We start from the raw sequence: 16,753 nt of genomic DNA, 5'->3' as shown, positions 1-16,753 counted from the left end.
TGTCCTCACTCTTGCCCTGTGCTTGTCGAGGTCTCAAAACCGGTGCGCACTTTTGCGCGACATGCACTAGGCAACGCTGCGCAGCGCCGGCCGGCCGCCTTCGGCAAGGCGCGGACCTATGAACGACGCGTACCACTCGACGAACTGGATGACGCCGCCCTCATGCAGCTCCGAATAGGGGCCGGGCTCGTAGGCGGGCGACAGGATGCCGAAGGCGTTTTCCTCGACGATGCGGCGGTCCTGATCGTTGGTCTCGGTCCAGACATGGGTGAGTTCTTCGAGATCGTAATCGACGCCCTCGACCGCATCCTTGTGAACCAGCCATTTGGTCGTCACCGCGGTCTCCGTGGCGCTGATCGGCAACACCCGGAAGGTGACGGCGTGGTCGCCCAGAATGTGGTTCCAGGTCGTCGGATAGTGATAGAGCAGCAAGGAACCGATGCGGTCGGTTGAGACGTTGTCGGACAGGTTCTTCTTGACTGCACGCTTTCCCGTCATCGTGTAGCTGACGGCGTCGCGCAGCAGCGGCGCGCGGGTGGCGCGGTACTGTCCGGCCGGGTCGATGCGGAATTTGCTCGGCAGACCGGCTGCTTCGCATTTCGCCCAGTGCGCAAGCATTTCCGGGTCGCTGTCGGCGCCTTGCACGCCGGTCACCGTGGGTGCCTCCGGAAACGTCTTGCAGAGCTCCGGATGATTGCCGGCGCAATGATAGCACTCGCGGTTGTTTTCCCAGACCAGCTTCCAGTTGCCCTTCTCGACAATGGTCGACTCGAACGCCACCTTGGCCTCGCGCAGCTGGTGCGGCAAAAGGTAGGGCTCGATCATCGCGCGCATCGGTGCGAAATCCGCCGGCTCCTTGGCCAGGCAGATGAAAATGTAGCCACCGACGCTTTCGCAGGCGACTGGCTTCAAGCCGAACTGGCTCTTGTCGAAACCGTCGGCCATCTGCCTGGCAAACAACAGCCTTCCGTCCAGCTCATAGGTCCATTGGTGATAGGGGCAGACCAGCTTTGCCGCCGTGCCCTTGTCGGAATTGCAGACGCGGCTGCCGCGATGGCGGCAGGAATTGTGGAAGGCGTTGATATTGCCCTTTTGGTCGCGGACAAGCACGACTGGATAGTCGCCAATCTGCGCCGTGATGTAGCTGCCCGGCTTCGGCAACTCGCAATCATGACCGATGAACAGCCAGTCGCGATACCAGATCAGCTCCATGTCGAGCTTGAAATAATCTGGATCGGTGTAGAAGGGCTGTTCCAGCGAAAAGCCTTGCCGGCGCCCACTCAAGAGCCTCAGCATGTCGTTGCGAGCATCCATGTCCTGTCCTCGTTTCTAAGGACTGAACTGGTGGTGACGGAGGAAGGATTGGACGCAGGCCGGCGATCCGCCGGACATGCACTATCCACCTCTTGACCGCCCACCGCGATCAGTCGAGTCTAGACATCTCGGGCTGGTTTCCGGGCTCTGGAGTTGTCCTTGCGGACCATCGCGACACCTTCCCAGGCGATTGCCCAGTGGTCTCCCGTTGCGACTTGAACTCCACCACCGTTGCGGGGGCAGCGCCGGATTCTGACCGGCTTCCCAATTCTCCGCCTCGCCGTCACGAAGCGGCACCTGAGATGGCATGATCTAATCACGATCGCGGGCGCGCCATCGGCATGAAAACGACATCGTATCCATGCGGCGCGACACGTTTGAGAAACGTTCCGGTCGGCGATCGCGGAGCGGAAGCCCTATCTCTTGGGCAACCATAGCCGGCTGCAATATCGCCGAATCTGCCCGCTTGTCGGGAAGCAAAGAAGGCTATCGGTATCGAAAAGTGACTATTAGCAGCCTCTAAAATCGAACCGAACGGTTCGTTTCTGTTGACGGTGCGTGCAGGACGTGTGAACGCTGGGCCTCCGACACAGTTGGTGATCGGGGTGCCTGTTTTGTACAACTATTTGATATAACTAGAAAAACATTGAGTGTGGAAACCCCTGGCACAATTTCAAGTGGTGGATTCTTGGTCCACGCGGAACAACTTCGTGATTGGAAATGACTGGATGGCTCTCCCACATCGGGGCTGTCCGAACGACGCGATTTCTTCCCAAGACACGCCGCTAGACGGACGGCAAAAATAAGAAATACTGGAGTACCAAAAAATGAAAAAGATCATCCTCACTGCCGCCGCCCTTCTGGCCATTTCCGGCAGCGCCTTCGCGAACAGCGACCACTATGGTTCGAATGCCCCGGCAGCCACCGCTGCTGTCGACAGCTCGTACACCGCTTCGACCAAGAAGTCGGAGCCGGCTGCTCAGACGCCTGCCCAGGGTAGCAACCGTAACCTCTTCGGCAACAACTAACAGCCGATTCCCAGGGGCGGCGGGCTCTGCCGCCGTCCTGGCGAAAACCAGAATTCAGGAGACTTGAAATGAAGAAGATCATGCTTGCTGCTGCCGCCGTCCTGGCGATCTCCGGCAGCGCTTTCGCCGCCAGCGACAACTACGGTTCGAACGGCGCAAACCAGCCTGCGGTCGGTTCGGTTGACAACTCGCAGACGGGCTCGATCCGCAACAGCGGTGGGTTCGTCGGCAAGCTGCTCAATTTGTCGGGTGACGTAGAGAAGTCCGCCCCTCAGAGCGCCGACCGCGACCTCTTCGGCAATCGCTAACAGCCGAAGTTGATTTCCAAAAAAGAGCGGCGGGCCTGGCCCGCCGCTCTTTTCGTGTCGAGACTTGGTTCTGTCTCAAGCCGCCTTTACTTCCGGCTGACGGAGCGAGAAGGAGTGCCCGTCCGCGTCGAAGACGTGAAGGTCGTTCGCATCCGCGCTCAGCCGCAGCGTCGCACCGCGTTTGACCTCGACATTGCCAGGCAGCTTGGTCACCAGGGGCAGGTCGGCGCGGCCGATGTCGACATAGACAAGCTGGACCTCGCCGAGTTGCTCGACATAGTCGACCGTCCCCTCGAACAGATACTCCGTGCCGCTGGCGATGATCAGATCTTCCGGCCGCACGCCGAAACTCACCGCAGCACCCTTTGCCGAAGCCGGCGTCGCGATCGGCACGCTTGCCTTGCGCCCGCCGACATGGCTGACGACGGTCGGGTTTCCGGTCTTGTCGATGGTAGCCGGCAGAATGTTCATGGCCGGCGAGCCGATGAACTGGGCGACGAACAGGTTGCCGGGCTTCTTGTAGAGGTCCATCGGCGTGCCGACCTGCTCGATATGACCTTCCTTGAGCACCACGATGCGATCTGCCAGCGTCATCGCCTCGACCTGGTCGTGGGTGACGTAGATCATGGTCGTGTTGGGCATCGATTCCTTGAGCTTGGCGATCTCGATGCGGGTGGCGACCCGCAGTGCCGCGTCAAGGTTCGACAGCGGCTCGTCGAACAGGAACACTTTCGGATTGCGCACGATGGCGCGGCCGATGGCGACGCGCTGGCGCTGGCCACCTGACATCGCCTTGGGCAGGCGGTCGAGATATTTGGTCAACTGCAGGATTTCCGCCGCCTGCTTCACGCGGCGGTCGATCTCGGCCTTGTTCTCCTTGCCGATCTTCATCGAGAACGCCATGTTGTCGTAGACGGTCATGTGCGGGTAGAGCGCGTAGGACTGGAACACCATGGCGATGCCCCGCTTCGATGGCGGCACGTCGTTGACGACCTCGCCGGCGATCTTGAGTTCGCCGGAGGTGATTTCCTCCAGCCCGGCGATCGACCTCAGCAATGTCGACTTGCCGCAGCCCGACGGGCCGACAAAGACGATGAACTCGCCCGATTTGATATCGAGGTCGATGCCGTGGAGAATGTTCAGATTGCCGTAGGACTTCTTCACTTGTCTTAGCGTGACATCGGCCATTGGTTTCCTCCCAGTGATTTGAAATTCAAGTGATCTGAAATTCAGTCGATGCGCCCGAACCAGGCGCCGTAGCCGTCGAGCTGTATGGAGCCACTGCTCGCCTGCCCCGAAAATCCGTGTCCCGGCAAAGGGTGCAGCGATCGGTTGCCAAGGTCAATCTTGGTTGGCCTGGCTCCCAGATTGAAGACGCAGACGACCTGCTCATTGCCCGCTCGGCGTGTGAAGGCGACCGTATCGCCCTCACTTTCGATGAATGTGATGTCGCCCTTGGCCAGCGCCGGATGGGCGCGGCGGAAGGTGAGAAAGCGCCGGTAGTGCTCAAGCAGCGAGCTCTCGTCGCCCTGCTGGACATTGACCGCTTGCGACAGGTGCTTGGCCGGCACCGGCAGCCATGGCTTGGCCGAGGAGAAGCCGCCATTCCTGGCACTGCCGTCCCACACCATCGGTGTGCGGCAGCCGTCGCGGCCCTTGAATTCCGGCCAGAAGCGAATGCCGTAGGGGTCCTGCAAATCTTCGAAGCGGAGGTCGGCCTCACCGAGCCCAAGCTCCTCGCCCTGGTAGATGCAGACCGAGCCACGCAGCGACATCAGCAGCGCTGAGATGACCTTGAGATACGCGGTCGGGTCGGTTTCGCCTGCCGCCCAGCGCGAGGCCGGGCGCATCACGTCATGGTTGGAAAAGGCCCAGCACGACCAACCGTCGCTGGCAACCTTGCCGAACGATTCCAGCACAGAGCGGACCTTGGCTGCACTGATTTTCTCCGGCGCCAGGAAGTCGAACGAGTAGCACATGTGGACGCGCTTGCCGCCGGCCGTATAGGCCGCCACCACTTCCAGCCCACGCTGCGAATCGCCGACTTCGCCGACTGCGGCGGTAGCCGGATATTCATCGAGCAAGGCGCGGAAGCGTTCGAGGAAGCCGAGGTTTTCCGGACGGCTCTTGTCGTAGAGATGGTCCTGGTAGTTGTAGGGATTGACCGCGGGTGCGGTCTGGTCGTTGCGCTGCTCGGGCGGCAGCGGCGGATTGTTTTCCAGGCCCTGGCTGTGGAAGTAGAAATTGATGGTGTCGAGGCGGAAGCCGTCGACGCCGCGCTCCAGCCAGAAGCGGGTGACGTCGAGCAACGCGTCCTGGACTTCGTGGTTGTGGAAATTAAGATCGGGCTGCTCGGCCAGGAAGTTGTGCAGGTAATATTGCTGACGGCTGGTGTCCCATTGCCACGCCGAGCCGCCGAAGATCGACAGCCAGTTGTTGGGCGGCGTGCCGTCCGGCCTGGCGTCCGCCCAGACATACCAGTCCGCCTTCGGGTTGGTGCGGCTCGACCGGCTTTCCTTGAACCATGGGTGGTTGTCGGCAGTGTGCGACAGCACCTCGTCGATCATCACCTTCAAGCCCAGCCTGTGTGCCTCGGTGGTCAGCGCGTCGAAGTCGGCCAGCGTGCCGAACATTGGATCGACGTCACAGTAATCGGTGACGTCGTAGCCGAAATCCTTCATCGGCGATTTGAAGAATGGCGAGATCCAGATGGCATCCGCGCCGAGAGCCGCGATGTAGGGGAGTCGGCCGATAATGCCCTTCAGGTCGCCGATGCCGTCGCCGTTCGAGTCCTGGTAGCTGCGCGGATAGATCTGGTAGATCACCGCACCTCGCCACCAGTCGCGATCGACGGCGAGGTCAGGCTTCGAACTGGCCTTCAAAGCGGATTGCATGGTCTCAGCCTCCTTTCACCGAGCCGGCAAGCAGCCCGCGGACAAAATAGCGCTGCAGCGAGAAGAACACGATCAGCGGCACGATGATGGTCACGAAAGCCGATGTCGTCAGGATCTCCCAGTCGCCGCCACGTGAGCCAAGCAGCGCATTGAGCTTGGCGGTCAGCACGATCTGGTCTGCTTCCGTACCCAGGAAAACCATCGCGACCAGCAGATCGTTCCATACCCACAGGAATTGGAAGATGGCAAACGAGGCCAGCACCGGGAACGACAGCGGCAGCACGATCTTGACGAAGATCTCGAAATCGCTGGCGCCGTCGATACGCGCCGATTCCATGATTTCGCGTGGCAGGCCGGCAATGTAGCTGCGCAGCAGGTAGATGGCGAAGGGCAGGCCGAAGCCGGTATGCGCCAGCCAGATGCCGAGATAGGTTTTCGACGGCATGCCGAAGAAAGCGCCGACGCCGTTGTATAGCTTCAACAGAGGGATCAGCGACATCTGCAGCGGCACCACCAGCAGGCCGATGATGACCGCGATCAGCAGCGCCCGGCCGGGAAAGCGCATCCAGGCTAGGGCGTAGGCGGCAAAGGCGGCGATCAGGATCGGGATGACGGTCGCCGGTATGGTGACGGTCAGCGAGTTCATGAACGACCGTCCGATGCCTTCCGAAAACAGCACGGTCTTGTAGTTGTCGGTGGTGAATTTCGGCGGCGCCGAGGAAGCGTAGTAGATGCGCTGGCCGCGATCGCCTTCGAAGGCTTTGGGCGACTGCATGATGAAACTGCCGTCGGCATTGAGCTGCAGGGTGACGCCGTCGCCGAGATCGGCCGATGTGCCGGCGGGGTATTGCGTCGGTGCTGCCGACTTGACGCCGAAAGCGCTGATGTTGCGGACAGCGCTGTTGCCGAAGACGTTGCCCTGAAGGACGAACTTGCCGTCCTTTTCGACTTGCATCGAGGCAGCCGGCAGCCGGCCGGCTTCCGTCTGGGTGGAACTTGAGAACGAATTCCACCAGCCCGAGGCGATGATCTGGTCCTTGTCGCGCAGCGACGAGACCAGGATGCCGAGCGTCGGTATGGTCCAGATGGCGACGAAGATGAGGACGGCAATATGGACGCCGAAGCGGCTGGCGAAGGAATTTCCGGTCGCAACGGCCATCTCAATGTCCTCCCGTCTCTTTGTTCGCCTGGCGGATGTTCCAGACCATGATCGGAATGACCGCGATCATGATGATGATGGCGATGGTGGCGCCGCGGCCGAAATCGCCGCCGCCACGGAACATCCAGTCGAACATCAGATTGGCCAGCACCTGGCTGTTCCACTGGCCGTTGGTCATGGTCAGCACGATGTCGAACACTTTGAGCACCAGGATGGTGATCGTCGTCCAGACGACGGCGATCGTGCCCCAGATCTGCGGCACCATGATCTTCCAGAATATCTGGAACGGATTGGCGCCGTCGATGACGGCGGCTTCCAGCGTCTCTTCCGGGATGCCGCGCAAGGCCGAAGACAGGATGACCATGGCAAAGCCGGTCTGGATCCAGATCAGGATCACCATCAGGAAGAAATTGTTCCAGAACGGCAACGATATCCAGACCTGCGGCTGGCCGCCGAAATGCTGGATGATGGCATTGAGCAGGCCGATCTGGGTCTGGCCCTCGCCACGGTACTCGTAGATGAATTTCCAGATCACGCTGGCGCCGACGAAGGAGATCGCCAAAGGCAGGAAGATCAGGCTCTTGGCGACCGTGCCCCACCAGATCTTGTCGGTGAGCACGGCGATGATCAGCCCGAGGAAGGTGCAGGCGGCCGGCACCACCGCCAGCCAGACGATGTTGTTGAGGATCGAGTTGCGGAACTCGCGATCGCCGAAGGCCCATTCATAGTTGGCGAGGCCGACGAAGTTTATGCCGCCGCGATCGAGGAACGACAACCGCAGCGTCTCGACCACCGGATAGATGAGGTAGATGGTCAGGATGATCATCGCCGGACCGACGAACAGCCACGGCCTGACCAGCCCTTGCCGGCGCAGATTGTCGATGGCAGCGGCGCCGGCGACGCCGCGCGACGGGAATATCAGGTCGACCAGCTTGTTGGCGCCCCAGAAATAGGCGACGCAACCGCCGACCCCGACGATGATGACGAATATGGCCGAGAAAATCTGAGCCGCCATGGGTCCCTCTCCCTGCGCATGATCCGACAAGGAATGACCTTGGTGACGGGACCAGGCGCCGATTCAGTTGTTGGAGCGTCTTCGGCGGCGGAAACCTGCTCGCATGCCGATCGCGCTTTATGTCGATGCGCTCATGACGAAAGGCTGCAGCACGGGCCGCCGTCGGATCCGGGCCGGCAGGTCCGGATCCAGTGCGAGAATGGCAGGCTCGGCCGTTTGATCGCCGAGCCGGACGGGCCGCTACTTGACAGCCGCCTACTTGATCGCGTCCCAACTCTTCTGGATGTCGGTGGCGACATCCTGCGCGGACTTGCCGCCGACCAGGTCGATCATGCCGGTCCAGAAGGCGCCGGCGCCGATCTTGCCGGGCATCAGGTCGGAACCGTCGAAGCGGAAGGTCGAGGCATTGGCGAGGATTTCGCCTTGCTTCCTCAAAGCGTCGCTGGCATAGGCAGCCTTGTTGACGCCCTTGAACGGTGTCACGAAACCGCCCTCGGCCATCCAGATCTCGTGAGCGAGCGGCATCTTCAGGAATTCGATGAAGGCGCGCGCGGCCTTTGAGTCCTTGGTGATCATCGCCAGCGTACCGGCGCCGAGCACGGGCGTGCCCAGTTCAGGCTTGGAGGCATAGGGCGGGAAGTAGAAGAAGTCCGCGTCCTGGCCGACCTTGGTGCCTTCCGGGAAGAAGGTCGGGATGAACGACGCCTGATGGTGCAGGTAGCACTTCGGCGGCACTGAGAAGAGGCCCTTCGGGCTGTCGCGGAAATCGGTCGCCGCAACCGCCTTGGCGCCGCCGTCGACCATCTTGTCGTCGGTCGCGATCTTGCCGAAGATGTCGATGGCGTTCACCACGGCGGGATCGTTGAACGGGATCTCGTTCTTCACCCATTTGTCGTAGACGTCAGGCGCCTGGGTCCGCAGCATCAGGTCTTCGACCCAGTCGGTCGCCGGCCAGCCGGTGGCGCCGCCGGAGCCGAGGCCGATGCACCACGGCTTGCCGCCATCGGCGATGATCTTCTTCTCGAGATCGGCGAGTTCTTCCTGCGTCTTCGGTACCTTGTAGCCGGCTTCCTCGAAATTGTCCGGCGAGTACCAGACCAGCGACTTCACGTCGGCCTTGTAGGGGAAGGCGAAGAAGCCCGGCTTGCCGTCCTTGTCCTTGAAGGTGCCGAGATCGACCCATGACTGGCCGGCGCCGTAATTGTCCTTGACCCATTTGGCGGTGTCGTCGCCGAGCGGCGTCAGCAGGCCCTTCGATGCCAGGTCCTGGATCAGGCCGGGCTGCGGCAGCACTGCGATGTTGGGCGGGCTGCCGGCCTGCGTGTCGATGACGATCTGCTGTTCATAGTTCTCCGAGGAGGAGTATTTGATCTCGACGCCGGTGGCTTCCGAGAAATAGTCGAGAACGCCGCGCACCAGGCCTTCGTCCTCACCGCGCCACGGTCCGAAGATCGACAGCGTCTCACCCTTGAGATCGACTTTCTTGAGCTCTTCGTAATTCGCCCAGTTGAAGCGGGGATCCTCGCCCGGCTTGAACTTCAGTTCGGCATGCGCGGGCGCGTTCAGGGCGAGCGTGGCAAACGCAGCACCCAGCAAAAGCATTTTCTTCATCGGTATTCCTCCCAGTGGGCCACAAACACCGGACGGAACCTCCATTCCGCCCGCCGACGCCGCAGGACTGTGACTCAGTCAGAAAGGAACCGCAACCTTTCGAAGAGTCTTCCAAAGCGCTTTGGCTTTTTTGATCTCGCCATTGAATCCCTCGGAAGTCAAGAGGGTGGGCGGCTAATCGATTTAATTTTGGGCTTTCGACGCGTAAAAAGTGCGCTGCAGCATGTATTTATGGCGGTGCAGCAGCAAATTTTTGTTTCAAACTCACCCAAAGCGCGCCTATGCTTGTCTTCATATCGCTGCGTCCCACGTGGCGCTCGGATCCAATCGAATTAAAAGCGCTTTGAGGCGCGGAGGCCTCCTGTGAACCTCAAGCAGCTCGCCCATATGCTGGCGCTTTCGCAGACCACGGTAAGTCGTGCCTTGAACGGCTATCCCGAGGTCAACGAAGAGACGCGCCGGCGGGTGATGGACGCCGCCAAGCGCCACGGCTATCGTCCCAACCCCAGCGCACGCCGGCTGGCGACCGGCAAGACCGGCATGATCGGCTATGTCCTGCCGACCGGTGCGTCCGTCGACATCGATCCGCATTTCGTCGAGTTCCTGTCCGGCCTCGGCGACTATGCCCGCTCGCATGAATTGGACCTGGTGCTGTCGCCGGCCGACGCCGACGACCAGGAAACGACCTACCGGCGTATCGTCGCCAACCGGCAGGTCGACGCCGTCTATATCTCCTCGCCGAGACCCGCCGACCGCCGCGTGGCGCTGGTCAACACGCTCGGCATTCCCTTCATCGTCCATGGCCGCAGCGAAGGCTTCGATTTCGACTATCCCTTCACCGACATCGACAATGAAGGCGCCTTTCACGAGGCGTCGCGGCTGCTGATCCAGCTCGGCCACCGGCGGCTGGCCCTGATCAACGGTGACGACCGCGAGACCTTTGCCATCCATCGCGAGCGCGGCGTTCGCCGGGCGCTGGCGGCGAGCGGGCTGGCATTGGGCGAACGCTATGTCTGCTCGGTGGTCATGACCGAGGAGAACGGCTATCGCGCCACCAGGCGCTTGCTGGAGGCGGGCGATGCGCCGACGGCGATTGTCTGCTCCAGCCTGATCATGGCGCTGGGCGTCGTGCGCGCGGTGCGCGATCTCGGCCTGACCATTCCAGGCGACATGTCGCTGATCGCCCATGACGACGTTTTCCCTTGGCTCAGGCCGGAGAATTTTTCAGTGCCGCTGTCGACGACGCGCTCGTCGATCCGTCTGGCCGGCGCGCGTGTCGCCGAGCGGCTGGCAGCACGGATTTCAGGGCTGGAAGAGGGCGCTCGTGGCGAGGTCTGGCCCGTCGACCTTGTGGTCAGGGGTTCGGTCGCCGGCGCGCCTGCCTTAGGGGACTGAACAACTCCGAACGATGGTTGGCCGGCTGTTGTTCAGGCCGCGGATTTGAGGTGATCGATGAAGGCGCGCAGCTTCGGCAGGACCTGGCGCCTGCCGGGATGATAGAGGAAGACGCCCGGCGTCGAGCCGGCAACTCCGTCCAGCACCGGCTCGAGTTTTCCTTCGGCGATCGCACCTTCAGCGACAGGTCGAGGCGTCTGCGCCAACCCGACGCCCTGCATGGCGGCACCGAGCAACGTCGGATAGTCGTGCGCAATCAACGGGCCTGAGACCATCGCCTCGATCGCCTCGTTGCCGTCGACGAAGGACCAGGGCGCGATGGCGCCGTTCGAACGGCGCAAGCGCAAGCAGGCGTGGTGGCGCAAGTCGTCGACACGCTCGGGGCGGCCGTGGCGCTCGAGATAGTCAGGGCTGCCGACGACCACGAACGCGAACGGCGGCGTGAGCCGTACCGCCACCATGTCGACCGCGATGAACTGGCCAAGGCGGATGCCGGCATCGAACCCGCCGGTCGCCAGATCGACCATCTCGTCGCTCGCGGCTATCTCCAGCTCGATCTCGGGATAGGCTCGGCAGAACGACGCGATCATCGGCTCCAGGATCAACGGCACGACGGCGCGGGGTACGGACAGGCGCAGCAGCCCGGTCGGCCGCTGGCTGGCGTGGCGCACGGCCTCGCCGGCCGCAACGAGCTCCTGGAAGGCAGGGCCGGCACGGTCGAGGAAGCGCTGGCCAGGCTCGGTCAAGCCGACGCTGCGCGTCGTGCGCACGAACAGCGCCGTGCCCATACGCGCTTCCAGCGCGCGCACCGCCTGGCTCACGGCGGACGGTGTCACGCCGAGTTCGGCTGCGGCGCGGCGGAAGTTGCGGTGCCTGGCGACAGCCAGAAACGCCTCGACGCCCTCCAGCGCACCGTGTCGGACTGTGTAGTTCTGCTTCATGGGTTGTTGTGATTACAGCGGATAGTCGAATTATGGAAGCGGGCTTAGGTAGGAGGTGAAGCTAGGAGACATCTTGCAATGACCGATGAATTTGATGGGGTGCGCGACCACTATCGCGCGACCGGCCTGACTGAGCGGCTGAAGACGGTGCTGGCTGCCCTTGGCCCGGGTGATCAGCTTCTCACGCCCCAGCAATTGGGCGCCCTTGACCAATTTCACACCCGTGGGCTTGCCGCCACCTTCGAGCTTGCCCAATTGACGGGGATCGCTGCCGGCATGTCAGTACTGGACGTCGGCTCGGGCATCGGCGGGCCGGCGCGTTTTCTGGCCGCGACCTATGGTTGCCGGGTCACTGGCGTGGATATCAGCGAGCCTTTCGTGGATGCCGCGCGTTATCTGACCGACCGCACGGGACAGAGCGGACAGCTGTCGTTCCAGACCGCCAGTGCACTGGAGCTCCCATTCGATGATGGCCGTTTCGACATCGTGCTGCTGCAGCATGTGGCGATGAACATCTCCGACCGGGCGCAGCTCTATCGCGAGATTCGGCGCGTGCTGAAGCCAGGCGGCAGGTTTGCCACCTTCGACCTCGTGTCGGCCACGGGCGAGCCACACTACCCGCTCCCATGGGCGCGAACGCCGGCGACGAGCTTTCTCATGACCATCGGTGCGACGCGCGAGGCGATCGAATCAGCCGGCTTCCGCATACTGACATGGCAAGACGACACCGAGGTTGCCAAGGCGTGGTTCGCACAGCTCCGCGTTTCGGGACCGCCGCCTTCGCCAAATCTCGGCGTGGTGATGGGGCCTGACTTCGCGGAGCTTGCGAGCAACCTGGGACGAAATCTCGTGGAGGGCCGGCTCGGCGTCCTGACCGCGGTGTTTGAGGCTGCGTGAACCAATCGTTGAGAGGAGACCAAATGTCCACGGAAGTCCTGTTCCAAACCCATCTCGTTCTGGGCTATGTCGCGTGGCTGCTTTGCCTCAGTGCCTACGGTCTGCCGTGGCTGAGATCGATGGACCGGGTCGCGGCGCAACGCGCTATTGCTACCTTGCACAGCTTCCGCTTCTTCGGGCTCGTCTTCCTCGTCCCGGGCGTCGTCAGCCCCGATCTGCCGGCCAGCTTCGCCGTGTTCGCCGCCTATGGCGACTTCGCAACCGGGGTGCTGGCCATGCTGGCGCTGCTCACGGTGAGGATACCTCAGCTGTTCTGGGCGTTCGTCGTCGCCTTCAATCTCGTCGGGATAGTCGACCTCATCGTCGACTATTACCATGCCGTCCAGATCGACCTTCCCGCTCGCGCGGGGGAATTGGGCGCCACTTACGCGATCCCGGTCATCTACGTGCCGCTGCTGATGATCACGCACATCGCCGCATTCTATTTTCTGGCGCGTCCCAAACCGCGACTTGAGCCGTCGCGGACTACTCCTTCGCCGCCTCGGCGGCCTTGATGTCGAGCAGGCCGTAGCCGAAATCATTGTCGCGCCCCTTGGGACCGAGATCCCTGGCCGTAGCCGCCAGCGCCTTCACGATGCCGTCGGCCGAGCGGTCGGGTGCGGCATGGATGAGATTGGCAATGGCTCCGGTCACGATCGCCGCCGCGAACGAGGTGCCGGTGACCACGTCCGAGCCGGCGCCGCTCGGCGCCACCATGTCGACACCAGGCGCCGAGATGAACACATAGGCGCCGCGATTGGCTTGCGGCATCAGCCCGTCCTTCGCATCGGTGGCGGTCACCGCGATGACGCCGTCGAAGGCCGCCGGGTAGCCATAGGGCGCCTTCGGCCCGTTGTTGCCGGCGGCGGCGACCAGCACGATGCCGAGCGCCCGCGCATTGCGGCAGGCGACGCCGAGCAGGTCGTTCTTCGGCCCGACGAAGCTCATGTTGATGATGCGAACGTCCTGGCTCGCCGCCCAGTCGAGCGCCGACAGGATGACGTCCATGGTCGACTTGCCGCCCTCGAAGGCGCGGGCGTGATAGATCCTGGCGCCGGGCGCCATGCCCTCGAGCGCGCCGACGCCGGCGATCAGCCCGTCGACCGAAGTGCCGTGATCGCGTTTTTCGATAGGCACGTCGGGCATGGCGTCGAACTGCCCGGCGATAACGCCTGAGAGCGCCGGATTGCTGTCGTCGATGCCGGTGTCGATCACCGCGATGCGGACGTTTTCGCCGCTCGCCTGTTTGGAATCGAGCGCGATGCGCTCGAAGGCATAATTGACGATGCCGGCGGCCTGCTGCAGCGAATAGACATGGTTGGGTTCGCGCCGCTGGGTGCGGCCGTCTGCGGCCAATTGCGCCAGCACGACACCGACGGGGCGGCCATCGGGAATGCCGAACCGCACCAGCGTGGTGCCAAGCAGCCGCGACTGGCGCTGCGAGCGCACCTGGAGGCCGAAGGACGCGGCGATCTGCTGCACCGCGCCGGCATCGCCGTCGACGGTCACCAGCACCTCGTCGGGCACGAAATCGCCGGCCACTGCGCGCGGCGGCTGAACGGCGATGAGATCGGTCGGCGAAACGATGGGGCCGCCAGGCGGCGGGCCGGCCTGGTTGTTGGCAGGCGGCGTCGCAGGGTCCGGCCGTGGCGTCGGCAGCGGTGCCGGGGGCGCAACAGGATTGGGGAACAGGTCGACGATCAGGGCCGGCAGGAAGACAGCGCCGGGCTGCGCCGCGCCCGACCCATTCTTTGTGTCGCGGCCATCCTTGGCGCAGTCGGCGCTTGCCGCATTGCTCGCGTCGCTGCAGTCGATTTTCGCCGGGTCGGGATTGGGGGCGTTGGTCTGCGCCGACGCAGGCACGGCGGCGATTGTCATCGCCGCCGCCAGGATTGCAAATCGAATGACCGCCGCCTCAGCCGCCATCAACCGGTTTCCTTCCCTCGATCACAGTCTCGGTGAAGGGCTGGGCGGCAATAAGGCCGAGCTGCTTGGTGTAGTCGGCCGCCTTGGCGGCGGGAATGCCAAGCCGGAACACGCCATCGGCGGTCGGTCCGCCGATGATCTTCAGCCCGTTGTTGCCCAGAAAGCCTGAAATATCCGACATCCTTGCATCCGGCTTGAACTTGACCAGGGCGAACGGCATTTTCGCCAGATCGCCTTCCGCCCCGGCAATCTCGAAATCCCTGCCCTTGCCGCCGGGCTGAACAAACGACTGGACCATGATCAGCGCCAGCAGGACCGCGGCCGCCGCCCAGGCAACACCGACCGGCACCGCCATGAAGCGGCCCCAGGCCTGCGCCAGCCAGGACGCGCTTGCCGGCGCGCGCGCAGGTCCGGCCTCGGCGTCGAGCGCCTTGGCGAAGCGGCTCAGCGCATCGGCCGGCGGGCGGATCGCTTCGTTGGCGGCCGTCGTGCCGGAAAATTCGGCCTCGGCCTCGCCAAGGGCGGCCAGCGCCGCGGGATCGCTGGCCAGCCATTCCTCGACGGCTTCCAGGTCGGAGCCTTCCAGCGAGCCGTTCAGATAGAACGGCAGCAGCGTTTCCATTTCGTCGCGGCGCGACATCTTTTCAGCGGCGCTCATGGCCACCCCCTGTCGTAACCGGCGGCCTTGAGGGCCTCGCCGAGTTTCTTGCGGGCGTAGAACATCCGGGTCTTGACGGTAGCGACCGGAATGCCGAGCACCTCGCCGATCTCGCCCACCGACTGTCCATGATAATAGGCAAGGTCGATCACCGTGCGATGCTCTTCCGGCAAGTCGTCGACGAAGCGTCGCAAGGCGGCAGCCTTGTCTTCCTTCATGGTGACGACTTCCGGCGTGTCGGCGCTGTCGGGCACTGCGGCTGCAGCCTCGTCGTCGATCCAGTCTTCCCTTTTCTTGCGCAGCGAAGACAGCGCCTTGAACCGGGCGATGCCGAGCAGCCATGTCGAAACTTCGGAGCGTCCTTCGAAGCCTGGCGCCTGCCGCCACAGTTCGAGGAACACCTCGTTCGCGATGTCGTCTGCCATCATTTCCGATCCCGTCTGGCGCGCCACGAAGCGGTAGACCCGCGCGTGGTGACGCATGAACAGGAGCCGCACGGCGGCACGGTCGCCCTTCGCGACCCGGTCGACAAGAGCGCGATCGGTCTCCGTCGCTGCCGTCATGGCCGGTCGAGCCGCCTGGCTCCTGTCTGCTCTGTCGCTGATCGGTCCAAAAAGGTTCATCCTCCGCCAAGGAATTCGCGGAGGCTAACCGAAGAGTGGGGCGGTTGCCAGAGGAGGGAAGGCGCCCACTCAACTCAAAAACGACTTCGCTTTCATTGTCGCCGGCACCGGCACGCCGAGGCGGCTCAAGATGGTCGGCGCCAGTTGCAGCTGGTCGAGCAGCATGTCGGCCTGCGGTCCCCTGCCGGGCCCGAAATAATACAGCGCGAAATCCTGCATCTCGTCGTCATGGCCGCCATGATGGCCGCGATCGGTCTGGCCGTGGTCGGCGGTGACCATCACCTCGTAGCCAGCCTCGATCCAGCGCGGCAGGAAGGCCGCCAGCATGCCGTCCATCGCATAGACGGCATGATCCATCTCGTGGCAGTCGTGGCCGAAGCGGTGGCCCATCGAGTCCAGCGTGCAGGTGTGCAGGATGCCGTAGTCGATGCCGTGGCGCCTGGTCAGCATGGTCAGCGTCGCGAACAAATCGACGTCGCTCGGCGTCATCTGGTTGCGAAGATTGTAGCCGGTCATGGTGTGGAATCGGCCATGCGTGATCGGCCCGCCCGGCTCGTCGAATTCCATGTCCTCGACCAGGTCAAAGGGATAGGCACGGAAGAATTCCGACCAATAGGAATGGGTCACCGCACCCGTCCTGCCACCGGCCTTGCTGACTTCGGAGAAGATGTCGGGTTGTTCGACGCGGAACCGGTTCTCGTTGGACAGGATGCCATGCACCTGCGGCGAAACCCCGGTGTGGATCGAGGCGTAGCAGCAGGCGGAGGTCGACGGCAGCACCGAGCGCATCTTCCAGACGCTTGCCTCGCCCGATTGCACCCAGCCCTCGAGATTGCCCATCAGCCGGCGCCAGTTCCTGTAGGGGACGCCATCGAGGATGATCAGCAAAAGTTTTGTCTTGAGCGCCACGGGCGGCTCCCTGCGATTGACCAGTTGAAATCAGAA

At 63.0% G+C, this 16,753-nt stretch carries 16 protein-coding genes and 1 riboswitch; of the genes, 5 read left to right on the top strand and 11 right to left on the bottom strand.

Features of this window, described 5'->3' with window-relative positions; all coding sequences use genetic code 11:
* Positions 1–66: 66 nt before the first annotated feature.
* Positions 67–1,314, bottom strand: coding sequence for an aromatic ring-hydroxylating oxygenase subunit alpha (locus tag AC0ZT5_RS13610; protein WP_488496848.1), 1,248 nt, complete (start codon positions 1,312–1,314; stop codon positions 67–69).
* Positions 1,315–1,428: 114 nt separating this feature from the next.
* Positions 1,429–1,630, bottom strand: a riboswitch (cobalamin riboswitch).
* A 511-nt stretch (positions 1,631–2,141) separates the two neighbouring features.
* On the opposite strand from AC0ZT5_RS13610, the gene AC0ZT5_RS13605 reads away from it, so the two are divergent.
* Together AC0ZT5_RS13605 and AC0ZT5_RS13600 are read left to right on the top strand one after the other, a co-directional pair.
* Positions 2,142–2,342 (top strand): DUF680 domain-containing protein, encoded by a 201-nt coding sequence (locus AC0ZT5_RS13605; protein WP_095083078.1) that lies wholly within the window; start codon positions 2,142–2,144, stop codon positions 2,340–2,342.
* A 68-nt stretch (positions 2,343–2,410) separates the two neighbouring features.
* The gene (locus AC0ZT5_RS13600; RefSeq protein ID WP_488496847.1) at positions 2,411–2,650 is read left to right on the top strand and encodes a DUF680 domain-containing protein; all 240 of its coding nucleotides are present in this window, start codon (positions 2,411–2,413) and stop codon (positions 2,648–2,650) included.
* A gap of 75 nt (positions 2,651–2,725) precedes the next feature.
* Here the strand turns inward: AC0ZT5_RS13600 and AC0ZT5_RS13595 are convergent, their stop codons facing one another.
* The 5 genes from AC0ZT5_RS13595 to AC0ZT5_RS13575 all read right to left on the bottom strand — a co-directional run bounded on the left by AC0ZT5_RS13595 (position 2,726) and on the right by AC0ZT5_RS13575 (position 9,329).
* Positions 2,726–3,838 (bottom strand): ABC transporter ATP-binding protein, encoded by a 1,113-nt coding sequence (locus AC0ZT5_RS13595; protein WP_488496846.1) that lies wholly within the window; start codon positions 3,836–3,838, stop codon positions 2,726–2,728.
* A 41-nt stretch (positions 3,839–3,879) separates the two neighbouring features.
* Positions 3,880–5,544, bottom strand: coding sequence for a beta-galactosidase BglA (gene bglA / locus AC0ZT5_RS13590; protein WP_488496845.1), 1,665 nt, complete (start codon positions 5,542–5,544; stop codon positions 3,880–3,882).
* A gap of 4 nt (positions 5,545–5,548) precedes the next feature.
* Positions 5,549–6,703, bottom strand: a complete 1,155-nt coding sequence (locus AC0ZT5_RS13585) for a carbohydrate ABC transporter permease (protein WP_488496844.1) — start codon at positions 6,701–6,703, stop codon at positions 5,549–5,551.
* A gap of 1 nt (position 6,704) precedes the next feature.
* A complete protein-coding gene (locus AC0ZT5_RS13580) occupies positions 6,705–7,718 on the bottom strand; it encodes a carbohydrate ABC transporter permease (protein ID WP_095083068.1) in 1,014 nt (337 codons plus the stop codon).
* 255 nt (positions 7,719–7,973) lie between these two features.
* Positions 7,974–9,329, bottom strand: a complete 1,356-nt coding sequence (locus AC0ZT5_RS13575; RefSeq protein ID WP_477281506.1) for an ABC transporter substrate-binding protein — start codon at positions 9,327–9,329, stop codon at positions 7,974–7,976.
* 363 nt (positions 9,330–9,692) lie between these two features.
* On the opposite strand from AC0ZT5_RS13575, the gene AC0ZT5_RS13570 reads away from it, so the two are divergent.
* Positions 9,693–10,724 (top strand): LacI family DNA-binding transcriptional regulator, encoded by a 1,032-nt coding sequence (locus AC0ZT5_RS13570; protein ID WP_488496843.1) that lies wholly within the window; start codon positions 9,693–9,695, stop codon positions 10,722–10,724.
* Between the two features lie 32 nt (positions 10,725–10,756).
* Here the strand turns inward: AC0ZT5_RS13570 and AC0ZT5_RS13565 are convergent, their stop codons facing one another.
* Positions 10,757–11,665: a LysR family transcriptional regulator gene (locus tag AC0ZT5_RS13565; RefSeq protein WP_488496842.1), complete on the bottom strand. Its 909-nt coding sequence runs from the start codon at positions 11,663–11,665 to the stop codon at positions 10,757–10,759.
* Between the two features lie 78 nt (positions 11,666–11,743).
* Between AC0ZT5_RS13565 and AC0ZT5_RS13560 the strand changes: the two genes are divergently transcribed.
* On the top strand, positions 11,744–12,562 hold the full coding sequence (locus AC0ZT5_RS13560; protein WP_488496841.1) for a class I SAM-dependent methyltransferase: 819 nt from the start codon (positions 11,744–11,746) through the stop codon (positions 12,560–12,562).
* Positions 12,563–12,585: 23 nt separating this feature from the next.
* Positions 12,586–13,116: a hypothetical protein gene (locus tag AC0ZT5_RS13555; protein WP_488496840.1), complete on the top strand. Its 531-nt coding sequence runs from the start codon at positions 12,586–12,588 to the stop codon at positions 13,114–13,116.
* On the opposite strand, the gene AC0ZT5_RS13550 is transcribed toward AC0ZT5_RS13555, so the two are convergent.
* From AC0ZT5_RS13550 to AC0ZT5_RS13535, 4 genes are all read right to left on the bottom strand, one after another.
* Positions 13,088–14,527 carry a S8 family serine peptidase gene (locus AC0ZT5_RS13550; RefSeq protein WP_488496839.1) on the bottom strand — a complete coding sequence of 480 codons (1,440 nt, stop codon included), beginning with the start codon at positions 14,525–14,527 and terminating at the stop codon, positions 13,088–13,090. The genes AC0ZT5_RS13555 and AC0ZT5_RS13550 overlap by 29 nt on opposite strands.
* Positions 14,517–15,185, bottom strand: a complete 669-nt coding sequence (locus AC0ZT5_RS13545; RefSeq protein WP_488496838.1) for an anti-sigma factor — start codon at positions 15,183–15,185, stop codon at positions 14,517–14,519. Before AC0ZT5_RS13545 ends, AC0ZT5_RS13550 begins: the two co-directional genes overlap by 11 nt.
* Positions 15,182–15,748: a sigma-70 family RNA polymerase sigma factor gene (locus tag AC0ZT5_RS13540; protein WP_488496837.1), complete on the bottom strand. Its 567-nt coding sequence runs from the start codon at positions 15,746–15,748 to the stop codon at positions 15,182–15,184. Before AC0ZT5_RS13540 ends, AC0ZT5_RS13545 begins: the two co-directional genes overlap by 4 nt.
* Positions 15,749–15,877: 129 nt before the next feature.
* Positions 15,878–16,717: an alkaline phosphatase family protein gene (locus AC0ZT5_RS13535; RefSeq protein WP_488496836.1), complete on the bottom strand. Its 840-nt coding sequence runs from the start codon at positions 16,715–16,717 to the stop codon at positions 15,878–15,880.
* Positions 16,718–16,753 lie beyond the last annotated feature (36 nt).

The sequence above is a fragment of the Mesorhizobium sp. CNPSo 4670 genome, assembly GCF_057784235.1.
This window is presented reverse-complemented; position numbering and strand designations above follow the sequence as displayed.